Origin of the sequence: Arenibacter troitsensis, from assembly GCF_900177645.1 — a bacterium.
Lineage (GTDB): Bacteria > Bacteroidota > Bacteroidia > Flavobacteriales > Flavobacteriaceae > Arenibacter > Arenibacter troitsensis.
This window is the reverse complement of record NZ_FXAO01000001.1, coordinates 478,808-491,074: the sequence shown is the minus strand read 5'-3', so window position 1 is coordinate 491,074 and position 12,267 is coordinate 478,808. Positions and strand designations below refer to the sequence as shown.

Genomic DNA, 12,267 nt, shown 5'->3' with positions numbered 1-12,267 from the left:
AACTCTATGGCCCCTAATGATTATAATAATTAATTTTCTTATTAAAAAAAGGAATATTGCAAATCTAAGGAAAAGCAGCCACTATAACCCACATTGTTGCATATTCCACTTGGAACCCTTTTATTCCCATTTCGTTAATTCCCCGATACATACCTTTGCACTTTATCGTGCATGGTATACAATATAAACCCTGCTCCTTCATTTACCAGAATTGGGCTGGAATAATCCCCTTCCACTATGGGATTTTCCTGATATTTTGTCCAATTTATCAAATCTCTGGACATAGCCACGTTGGATGTCCATAGTGCCACCACCCCTGGTTTCATCCAATCCGGATTTGAAGAACCATGGTAATACATAAAATATTGGTCCTTATACTTAACAATTTGATTTGCCGCCACTGCTCCAGAATCATAACCTTCAGGTCCCATTTTAAGCACTTCCTCATCCTTAACATTAGTCCAAGTCTTAAAATCTTCGGAGGTTGCCAACCATATACCTAAATCATCCCGTTCATAAAAAAGATATTTTTTATCGCCTTCTATCCACACCGTAGGGGTACCAAATGGACCATCACTAATAGGTTCACCATTGGCCATCAAGATGGTGAGATTTCCTTGGGAAGTCCAATCAATTCCGTTGGGAGAAGTCAATAAATGGGCAACATCGTTCTTACCCTCAGCGAACATATAGTACTTCTGTTTATATTTAACCACCTGCATATCTTCAATCCATGTTTCAGGTACTAGGGGCTTTTCATTATAACGCTCCCAGTTAATACCATCTTTGGAAGTGGCCAACCCGAGAAACCTCTTAGGGCTAATACTATCATTATAACCGGTATACCACATTTTGTACATATTATCCTCAAATAATATATATCCCCTTTCCCTTAAGTTTCTGTCCCAGGCATTTTGCGCATTGGCCCCCTCAAAAACAGGAGCTTTGGGATTTGGTATGAAAGAAACCATTTCGGATGGAAAATCTTCAGTTGCTCGGGTTTTATCTACTTCCTCTTTTTTCCCCTTGCATCCCAAGCATAGTAAGAATGCATATAAATACACGACGTATTTTTTCTTTTTCATATTAATTTATTTTTAAGAATTATTTGTTTACCCATTGCGATATTTTGTCGACCTCCAAATATGCATCGGGAATATCTAAATTTGAGTACAGGTTTTTTGCCCATTCAAAACTACTTGGTGAATTCCCAACTATTACCAATTCATTCGGAAAATGTAAACCTGCCACCTGTGCTATGTCGGTCACCCTCAAACTATTTAGCATTTCTAAGGCCTCTCCTCTTCCAGATGGATCGCTGACCACATTTTGCGTTGAAGGCGGGTCTTTAAGCAAAAGAGTTTTTACATTTCCATCCAGCAACGCGGCATAGGCCGCGACTACCCCCATTTCTCCTTGGGCCGCTATATGAATTGTATTGGTGTTGATACCTGGTATCTCCCGTACGGCCTGTAAACACCTCAGCACATCATAAACCCTCATCGATGCTATAGTTCGCCCAGTCCACGCAGCAGATCTTCTAATATGCCATTGCAGGCTCGGTGACCAACCGGTCTCGCCTATGCCCCGGGCCTCAAAATAGGCCACCTCCATTTCCTTCAATGCACCGGCAGCCATGGACTCTGAATGCCATCGTTCCTCGTTAGGACTTTTCAGAACCAGTAATAAGGGACGGGTCTTGGTAGAATCAGAAGGTTTTCTAACTCGCAAAGAAAATTTTAATCGCCAGCCATCCTCAGGTACAAAACTGTAATCTAGTCTCTGGGTATCACTCCCGTCCAAAGCTCGAAACTCGGACCTTATATCCAGCGGAACAGGTTGTTCCGGGAATGCCCCAAATGTTTTTTCCTTTAGAAAGGTCACTACCTCCCGTTTGTAATTAGCGAACTCTATTTCCTTTCCAATTGTTGGGGGGGACGCCAGCTCAACAAAAGAATCTTGTATCGTCGTGGTCCTGTCATCTTTTGGGGGGCCACTAATTTTGTAGGCTTTTAAGGCATCCTCACTTAATTCCTTGGTAATATCGATTTCCCCGATTTGTTTTACAGACCTATTAATGCCACGCAGTTCCTTAAGAAAAAACGATAAAATTTCAGGACGTAACTCCTCATTGGACCCATAACTATGTGGCCCATCGGCCTCTTTGAAAATTAGATTCTCCGATTTTCCATAGTATGCATAAATGGGTTTTATTTTTTTAAATAAGGTTTGTACCGACTCTAGGGAGTAATAGAGATCACGATTGGTTTGGGCAATCATAAACGGCCGAGGGGCAATTAGGGCACCAATATCGGAGAAATCTATTCCATAGGTATTTATAGGCATCATACAATCACAATGGTCATCAATAGTCTTTTGTGTTATTTGGCCTTCCAAAGAGCCAGCACCCGCTACTGCAGCCGCAGCTTTAACCCGCTTATCAATTGCTGGCAAATACCAACTTTGGGATCCTCCACCAGAAATTCCTGTAACTCCTAATTTGTCCTTATCTACTTCGGGCATTTCGCTTAAAAGGTCCAACCCCCTTATTCCATTCCACATTTCGACACCTCCAGGATTGTAACCCATGCTGTACCATTGAAACCAACCATTTGACTCTTGGCCTAAATGTTCCCCTTTCACCTCTCCTCTCTGAATGGTTTCAATGATTAAACAAACAAAGCCATTTTGCGCAAAATTTTTAGCATGAGCCTGATAATGGTGCTTTTGGGTATGGGAATGCCCACAAACATACAAAATAGCCGGAACCGGCTTATTAATACCATCCGGAATATAAAGGTTGGCAGGTACATATAATCCCGGAAGGGATTCATAGTACAATTTTTCTATACGATAGCCTTCTTTTTGAATGACCCCTGTCTTGGTAATTTTAAGGGCCGGCCTATTTCCTTCGAGCTGCTTTCCCTGAAGCCCCATCATCTCCACAAATTGCTCATAACGTTCTTCCCTTACTGCTTCCCAGTCCTTAATATTATGAATATCCTTTAAAGAATTTTGAGTAATATTACGAGCAGCCTTACTCAAATAACAACGTATATTATTAGTCTGATCAAAATTGGGTGCCACTTCAAAATTGGACACTTGTGAAAATGCCACAGCATTGCCCAAAAGAAGCAGACCCATTAACATTTTTACCCTTACCATATTAATTTCTGTTTAATTTATCTTTTGCATCGGACCATTATTTTAAAGGACCAATGTATTCATTTGATACTACAACCTCGTCAAATAAAATTTGATCTATTTCCCCTTCGATCCCTTTGGTCATATAATAATTCAACCAAAATAAGGTTAATTTCAATTTTTCATTATCCCTCCATTGATAGCCTTGAAAAGCGTTCCCTGATGAACTTTCTTTATTATGTCCACCTCTATTATTTATTTTGGGAAATCCTTCCCCCAAATGGAGTACTTTTTCGCCATTTATCCAAAATGCCTGCTCTCCATTAAAAGAATCTACTGGAGAGTTCAATTTTATCATAAACTCTACACATATCCATTCCCCCACAGGTGCTTTTTTCTCGGTTTTAGGGAAGAATACGTTGCCCCAGTAGTTTTTTGGACTTCCCGCCATGTGCATCCAATAGGTATAAAATCCCCAATACCAATTTTTATTATCCGGGAATTCTATTCCAGACATTAAAAAATCCTGCCCATTAGGCTTAAGCCCTGCCAATCCCATGGGATATGGCACAGCGGGTTGATATCCCCCCAATTTTACCAAATGATGGATGTGGCTATTTCCGGTCAAAAATTTAACATAAAAACGTGCATACAACACCTCATGGCCCATTGGAAAACTTTTAAAAAGATGTCCCCCCTCATTCTTTCCGGCTACATAGGTCATCATAAGCGATTTTTTTCCTGAACTTCCTTTTGGGACATCGTTGGACAATGACATGCCTTTGGAGTTTTTACTATCGTCCCAATGCTGTAGCACCTCCTCCACTGAGGCCTTTTCAAAATCCTCGTGAAAAATAACCCTATTTTCTTTCTTAAGGGAATTCCCCCCATCATGCACAAAAGTGTCTTGTAGGACTATAAGACAGCATACCAAAATGAGTAATTTCACAAGCGTAAAATTTTAATTTGCAAATTAATATTCAATCAAATTGTTATAACCCCTTTCTATTTATTTTCAGGAACCACTTGAATCAATAGATGGTCACGGAAACCAATATTAATATAGGGACTATCTCCATGAACATTGGCCAATTTCCTATTGTTGGCATAATCATACACCACATAGGCCACCCCTTTCCTTAGTCCTCGTAACTCAATACTATCTGTTTTTGACCAAAGATCGGCGTACATTCCATAAAAAAGCTGCCCCTCTTTTTCTATTACATGTACTTCGGGCTTATCAAAGGCTATATCATAAAGATTGGTATACGTGGCACTACTTAATTTCTTGGAATTGTACTCCTGGACCCAGCGTTTCCATTCCTTTTTTTGTTCAGTATCCAGATCTGTATAAAAAGTTGTTACTTGTGCACCGGTGCCCATGGCACTTTCAAAATCCTGAGGCACTGAAAAACCACTCCACTCATCTTCTGGCACCTGATAACAGTCCCCCACGGCATAAGCAGGACCGTGAATGGCTTTTTCCACTTTTATTCTACGCCTAGTTTGCAATGAGTTAATGGGGTCGGAAGCATTCGCTATATCGTAATAAGGCATATTATATGGTGAATGGGGAACCGCACAAATACATACCTCGTGAATGGAATGCTTCTTATATTTATCCAAGGTCGATTTTATTACCTCAAATACTTTCGGAACCTCCTGGAAAGATTCCAGAGGAGTAGCATGATCGTGCACCACATTAAAACAGGGAGGTACGGCGGATAGTCCTCTGGTGTCGGAATAAAGACCATCATAATCCCAATCCACCACAAAACGTTTTACCAGATTCTCCACATGCTCCATTGCCGGCTTATATGCCGGACATAATTGGTACAACCCGCGAGCATCTACAGGATATGAGCCGGTCTCATCCACAACCAAATACTCATTGTGATTCTTAGCCAATTGGCTCTCCGCACTGACACCTAAGGGATACCACCAAAGATTGGTTTTGATACCCTCTTGATGTACTCGATTCACAAATTTGACCATATCCTGACTACCATCAGGGAATTTACCAATGGCTCTGTTAACTTCCCAGTCCCCATAATAGTCAAACCAACCATCATCCAGATTTGCTACCTTAATTCCCATATCCTTAAGCTCTGGGAGGATTCCGTAAATTTCATCCAGCGTAAAATCCAACTCAAAGCCCCAACTTTTCCAATAGGGTTCATATGCCTCCTCGGGTGATGATCTCGGAATATTCACCCCACGTTTACGCAAAAGATTGGCATAGGTATTTAGGGCATTATAATAATCCAACTTATGAAAGATTACGGTGGTCATTACAGTAGAATAAACTTCATTGGGTGTCAACCATTTTTTTAATCCAAGGCGTTCATCCGGTATTTCGGAAATACCCATTTCCACTTTTTTATCTGCCTGCATCCTTACCGGCAATGAAACCCATTCCGGTTGTTTTCCCAGATGCGCTAATGCTACTCCCATATTTTCACCCCAAACATCAATAAAGGGTATGCCTCCCCCTATAATTTCTCCTTTCTCAGTGGGATGCATCCCTTGAAAATTGTCCTGCGAAAAGCCAGGTTCCAGGCCTATTACAGCATAGTCCCTGCCCCATTCGTTTACCCCCCCTTGAAAAGAAACCAGACTATACGCTGTGTTATTGACTTTTGTGGATTCGTGGAGTTCTAACGCCAACCTTTGACTGTATATAGTATCAATTCTTATTTTTTGACTCCCCAAATTGCGATAGGAAGTTTCAAAAATGGCCGCATTAGGAAAATCTTTTGGCAAAAGAATGGAAGTTGTTTTCTTAAGGGATACATCTGGATCGGAATACAGGCCACTAATATCCATTTGTAGACATTCCCCAAATTCTTTGTGATCAATTAATTTCTGAACTACCTTATCCATGTCAATTTTGAAAGTAGAGTACAATTTACCATTGACTACAATACCTTCTTGAACCTTAGGATTAAAATAAGTCAAGTTATTGTCCTCGGCATCCAGCCACTTTATTTCCCGATTAAAATTGGAGAAGATCTTAACTTGTATATGCTTTGAATTAAAGTCCACGGATTGGGAACGAACTCCATGGCTAGCCAATAATATTATTAGACTACCATATATTTTAATTAAAACTGTCCTCATTTACGATATTGTTTTTTAATCCTTGCTTAAATTAAGTCCCTGCCACCTTATTCCACTCTAAATCCTTGATGCCATCTACTCCATGCCGACCAAAGTCCGTTGGAGCTTTGTTGACGCACCCTGGCAAAATAGATATTCCCTGAAGCCAATTCCGACTTCCCCTTCAATGCGCCTAAAAAATAACCCTTTTCAGTGCTAACAATAATTTTTTTGCTCGTTCCTAAATAAGTGGATACAAAAACTTTTTCAGTACCATTTACATCCGAAGCCAATTCTACTTCCCAATTTTTTAAATTCCCAGGTCCATAGTAAGGAGTTTTTACCAAAGTGGGATTCCTTGGGCAAACCACAGGACCTATGGGAACTGTTGAAACAACAAAATTATCATACCAGCGGCCTTGATCTTTCAGTGAACCTTTGTTCCAATATGATTCCAAAAACACCGCATTTATACCATGTTTTCTATAGGTTCCCCTTAAATTCAGATTTTTACGTTCCACTTCCAATCTCCCATCGATCCACAGCTGGTTTATGCCGTCATTTTTTCCAGGCGTATTTAACTTAACCCTTGATTCCACCAAGACCCAATACCCGGATTCTTCGGTAGCGGTCAGTGTAAATTTTGCAGTGGGACTATTACCCAGCCAAACCAGATTATCAAAATCATTATACTTGGTTGTAATGATACTATCCGATTGATTATATACACCCCGCGCCGGATCCAAAGTTAGCACAGGTCCACCCCCATTCCACACATGTGCTATCATGGCCTGTTGCCATGTGTCCGATACTATACTGGTAGCCCTGGACATTTTGGCAGGGGATCCTTCCCAACCGTGCTCATGCTTTACATATAATCTCCAATATATTTCATCAAAAAATTGCCCCTGTTTTAATACCGGACCATTACCAGGAAAATCACCAAAAGCTACCTTCCTATCTCCATTGCCAAAAACATCCCCCTTTTTAAATCCAACATTTACCGAGCCCCCTTTAGCTCCAAAATTAACAATGGTATCAATTGCCCCACGGGAGTCCATATATATTCTATTCGTAGAAAAATCGTCGTACCAGATGGTTTCCGTTAAATCCTCATGATACTGATCGACAGACATACCAACATAATCTATATGTGGAGTTTCGATATTGGATACCGCTATGGCATTAGCAGCCAATGAGATAGCCAAATCATTTTGATTCTCGTTCACTTCTTCAAAACCAAAAAGGATAAACAAGAAAATGAATGGCAATAGAACCGTTTTATATCCAGTTTTTAAGGTAGGCATAATAACTGGGGTATTTTTTAACAACCTATTCACCTGCAAACATGTTTAACCATTTCTTTGCATTGCCACTATATATCTTATCCACCACCTCCTTAGGCAATTTCAATCCTTGAAATTCTTTATTTACCCTATCACTGGTCATAATATCATCGGTTACAAAAAACTGCCAATCCAACATCCAAGTATCGTGCATCTCCTTTATTAGCTTTTTCGGGTCATCCTTTCCCCCGTCGGACAAGTCCGTGGCATATAGAATTCGGTCCTGATATTTAATAAAAAATTCCCTTACTTTTTCCCTATCCTCAATGGTTTGGAAAAAAACCTGACCTATCCGGGCAGCAAGATCTATGGACATATTGGGGAATTTATCCAATCTTTTCGCCAATTCGTCCACGCTCCATTCCAAACTGCCCATATGGGCTCCAACAAAAATGAGCTCTGGATTTTTTTCAAGCATTCTGTCCCTTGCCGCAATCTGATCCTCATAGGTAGGCAGTTCAGGATGCTTGTACATATGATACTGTGGATGCTCTTTAAAATAGACCCGATCATTGTTTACGGACATCTCCTCTAATGGCAGCCAACAATTCTTTGGTTCGCCCAAATGCCCAATTACGGGTATTTTGCGCTCGGTTAAAAATTGGAATATGGTATCGAGCTTGGGATTGTCCACCATAACTAACTGCCCTGTAGAATCCCGGAATACCATCCCTACATTTTTCCAGACTTTTACCGCTAGGGCGCCATCGTCTATATTCTTTTGCAACCAAGCCAAAGTATTGTCCAACCAATTTGGATCGTCCCATTCTTTAATGGAAAATGCCGTTGCCATTTCAAAACTTTCAGGATGCCTGGTCTTTTGATCCAACCTATAGGCGAACTCCTCTTCAACGAATTCCCTTCCCTTGGTAAAGTCCACTACAATATTCAAAAGCTTAAAATTGTCCCTCTTAGCCTGTTCCACAAATACGTCCCTATTAGTGGATACGTGAATATGGGTGTCTATCTTTTCTACCTTCCCAAAGTCTTCCAAGGTGTAGTAGGCCTGTTTTTCCGAACAGGATAAAAGCGTGGATAACACTAAGCAACATAAAACAATTTTCATGGATTTTGTATTTATCATATACTTGGTAAATATTACTCTTAAAATTTCAACTGGAACGACTTGCGATACGCTCGCAACTTTTCAAGATACCCTTCCATATCCAACAATTGTTCATCATAAATTAAATAGCTCATGTCCGGGGTTCTATTGGCAAAATGTCTTGAACGGTCCATTTTAAAGAAGTATTTTTTAGCTGGGGTGGACATACCTTTTGGCAATCTTGTTTTTTCCCATACGCTTACCAGATCTGCAAACACTTTTTCTCTTCGCAGGAGACTATTCCCAATGAGCAGTTCCGCCTTTTCCAAACTTCTCAATGTCGCCGCCCTATCCGAGAACGCATTCTTATGGGCCTGGGTTATAGTATATTCCAATTCGGAAAGATCCAAATAAGTAAGACAGGTATGTTCTATCAATTTTGCAATACTTTGATATACTTCAAAATCGTAGGCATTTCTCTCCACCTGCCCCATATTTATATTTATAATCTGCAGAGCCCTTTTCATACTCTCTTTTTGCGTTCTGGACCTCTTTATTATTTCTGAGTACTCGTTATTCCAATATTGGTCATATTCTACATATTGCCCTCTAGGTAGATCAGGCAAATGGGTCTTACCTATATCTCCATGATGCCAGACATTGCGCTCCATGGAATGGGCATAATAATAGGCTCCCTCATTGAGAAGCTCATATAGCTCTTCCATATCCTTGACATTCGGACCATAATAGTTCTGAAAAAAAGAATTTTCAAATTCCTCCAAGCCAGGCGCTGTTGCATTCCATGAGTATTGAGCCGATGTTGCGAAACTTAACATCCACATTTGGTTATGTAGCCCTGAATCGTCCCAAGACGTATTGACCATCCCATGAAACAGACCAGAGTTGGCCGATGCCGTCAATAAATCATATGAATCCTTCAGACTTCCCTTAACTTTCCTCGGGGAACTTGAAATACGATTGGAAGTCATTTTAAAATGATAGGGAAGAAAAAGTGGTTCCAAGCCTGGATTAGGGTCGTACATAAACATTTCAAACCCCATATTTTTAGCCTGCCTTGCAAATTTAAAGTCAGGACTCTCATAATGATATTCTTCGGTCAGCACTAAATCCTTATCCGGTTCCATATTCTTAATTGGGGAGCCACTGTTTTCCCAACCCATAGGTCTTTCCCAAAGCATTACTTTTCGTGATTTCTTTAAATGCTTGGCCGCTTTTTCCGCAAACAAATGATACAACCCACTATTCCCGATTTCCTTGGCCTTATCCTGGCATTTATCACAGACTCCCAGTTCAAAAGTCTCGTCCGAACCAATATGAATGTATTTGGATCCAGGCGTTGCTTCCATGGCTTCGTCCCAAAGATCAAAAAGCAGATCATAGGTGCCCTCTTCCAAGGGGCAAAACTCCCAATCAGAATCCTCTACTTCCCTTAAATCCCTGTACTGTGGCCATTTCAATATGAAACTCACATGCCCCAACCCCTGTACCAACGGAGTTAATTCTATATGATAATCTTTGGCATAGGCCGTAAATTCCTTCATTTCTTCCATGGTAAAAGCACCTGGTGCCCCAATTTCAGGATGACTTTTATATGCCAGTTTATCTTCCCATTCCCATACTAGCATATTGATCTTATATTTGGCCAAATCCCTTATAAAACTTTTAACATAACTAGCCCTATCCTGGTGGTGCTTCGTATCGTAATGTGCTGCACGGATTTTTACATCGGGCCAGTCCAAAATTTCCATTCCAGGAACAAACGGCCCGGTTCTATGTTTTTTAATAAGTTGTAAGAAAGTCTGTACTCCATAAAATAAACCATCCTCATCTTTAGCCAATATCGTCAATCCGTTCTTGCCTGTACTTAGGCTATAACCTTGATCCTTTATGGAAGCGCCAACCCCCTCTCTAGTGAGAACAATACCCTTGGTGCCATTTTCCCGAGTAATATTTACGGTCAGTCCCCAGTCATCAATTAGGGATTTTTTTAATAATTCCGCTGTTTTAAGATCCGTGGACGTTGCGTTCTTATCCAGAATAATGTCCAGACCGTTCTGCAATATAAAATCATCGCCCCCTAATCGTACTTCCTGTGGATATGGAATTATATGTATTCCCAATGAGGCAAGTTCCGATGTTCCCTTTTGGGCAGCGACTGTATTTAGAATGCCAAAAAATACTATGATCAAGCTTTGAAATAATGAGATTCTTTTCATCTTTAAATATTTATTCTTTTTTAAATATCCAATTACCATTATCTAATTAAAACATAAGATAAGGACAAATTTTTACTGGTTCAATTTAAATTCAACACCCTATTGGCTCAATATTATCAAGCGAAAGCATACGGATCACTTTCAAGGTGTTTCTCTTTACCTATCACCATTTCGGTTATAAGTTTTCCTGTACTGGGAGCCATACTTAACCCCAGCATATTATGGCCACAGGCCACAAATAAATTGTTATGCACGGGAGATTTATCTATAATGGGCAACCCATTATTAGTCATTGGTCTCCACCCGTACCAATCTTCAACCTCTTCATTTGTATAAGGCTCCTTCAAATATAGATTAGCTACATTTTTAAGCGTTTGGAGCCTATGCTCATTATATGTGGTATCGTAACCCGAAAACTCCATTGTTCCCCCCAATCTATAGCCCTCTTTCCAGGGTGTAACAACTACCTTGTTCTCTTCAAAGATAATGGGACACGATGGTTGGATTGTAGGCGATTTCATTGTGATACTATAGCCCTTTCCAGGGATAACCGGGATTTTAAGTTTTAACTGTTTTGCTAAATTGGCCGTCCATGCTCCGGTAGCCAATACTACATCCCTTGCCTTGAAAACACCACGATTTGTTGTTATTTCGGTAATTCTACCTTTGGATTCCTTAAAAGTATCCACCTTACATAATTCCTTTATTTCAACTCCTCTTGATACCAAATGCCCACGTAGTTCATTTAGCAATTTCCCTGGATTGACAGAAGCATCTATCTTATAAAACCAAGAACCATAGGCGTGTTCTGATAGTGCGGGCTCCTTATTGAAAAGCTCTTTGCCTATTATGGGCTCGGCCGCCAGACCCAAATTGGCAAGTTTTGAATCTTTACTCTTATAGGCATTGAAATTCCTTTCCTGGCTGTAAACAAAATGTATGCCAGTGGGCGCCCAATTACAATTCCATTTATGTGCTTTAAATATTACTTCGTACAATGTTCTAGAATCCTTTAATAGGCTGGCACGTCCTTTCATGCTTTTTTCCAGCTGCTTCTTATTAAAGGAATTAAATGCAAAACCCATCATCCAACCCAGAAATTCCATATCCATTTGTGGTTTGATATAAAAAGGGGAATTCTTTTGAAAAAGCCATATCATAGCCTTTAATAGTAGTTGAGGACTGTTCAATGGCAGGGCGTGACTTGGGCTCACTAGACCACAATTGCCATAGGAACAAGAATCCTTCATCTGCCCTTGATCCAGTACGGTTATACTTTTACCCTCTTCCAATAAATAATAGGCACAAAACAATCCTATAATGCCACCACCTATGATAACTACGTCAGATTCCGTACGATTCGTTATAATCCCTTCCAATTTATTAATGCTCATTT

General features: G+C 40.2%; 8 protein-coding genes. All 8 read right to left on the bottom strand.

The annotated features are described in order from the left end of the window. Nucleotides 1–134: 134 nt before the first annotated feature. The gene (locus B9Y87_RS01905; protein ID WP_085495653.1) at nucleotides 135–1,085 is read right to left on the bottom strand and encodes a glycoside hydrolase family protein; all 951 of its coding nucleotides are present in this window, start codon (nucleotides 1,083–1,085) and stop codon (nucleotides 135–137) included. A gap of 19 nt (nucleotides 1,086–1,104) precedes the next feature. Beyond that, complete coding sequence (locus B9Y87_RS01900) at nucleotides 1,105–3,165, bottom strand: alpha/beta hydrolase family protein (protein ID WP_085495651.1); 2,061 nt, start codon at nucleotides 3,163–3,165, stop codon at nucleotides 1,105–1,107. Nucleotides 3,166–3,202: 37 nt separating this feature from the next. Continuing rightward, the gene (locus B9Y87_RS01895) at nucleotides 3,203–4,093 is read right to left on the bottom strand and encodes a hypothetical protein (RefSeq protein WP_139827120.1); all 891 of its coding nucleotides are present in this window, start codon (nucleotides 4,091–4,093) and stop codon (nucleotides 3,203–3,205) included. A 56-nt stretch (nucleotides 4,094–4,149) separates the two neighbouring features. After that, nucleotides 4,150–6,264 carry an alpha-galactosidase gene (locus B9Y87_RS01890; protein ID WP_085495647.1) on the bottom strand — a complete coding sequence of 705 codons (2,115 nt, stop codon included), beginning with the start codon at nucleotides 6,262–6,264 and terminating at the stop codon, nucleotides 4,150–4,152. 47 nt (nucleotides 6,265–6,311) lie between these two features. Next, nucleotides 6,312–7,550 (bottom strand): hypothetical protein, encoded by a 1,239-nt coding sequence (locus tag B9Y87_RS01885; protein WP_139827119.1) that lies wholly within the window; start codon nucleotides 7,548–7,550, stop codon nucleotides 6,312–6,314. A gap of 25 nt (nucleotides 7,551–7,575) precedes the next feature. Next, nucleotides 7,576–8,655: an amidohydrolase family protein gene (locus tag B9Y87_RS01880; RefSeq protein WP_085496604.1), complete on the bottom strand. Its 1,080-nt coding sequence runs from the start codon at nucleotides 8,653–8,655 to the stop codon at nucleotides 7,576–7,578. Between the two features lie 38 nt (nucleotides 8,656–8,693). After that, nucleotides 8,694–10,871: a beta-N-acetylhexosaminidase gene (locus tag B9Y87_RS01875; RefSeq protein WP_176225575.1), complete on the bottom strand. Its 2,178-nt coding sequence runs from the start codon at nucleotides 10,869–10,871 to the stop codon at nucleotides 8,694–8,696. A 116-nt stretch (nucleotides 10,872–10,987) separates the two neighbouring features. Further along, a complete protein-coding gene (locus B9Y87_RS01870; protein WP_085495640.1) occupies nucleotides 10,988–12,265 on the bottom strand; it encodes an NAD(P)/FAD-dependent oxidoreductase in 1,278 nt (425 codons plus the stop codon). Nucleotides 12,266–12,267: the final 2 nt, after the last annotated feature.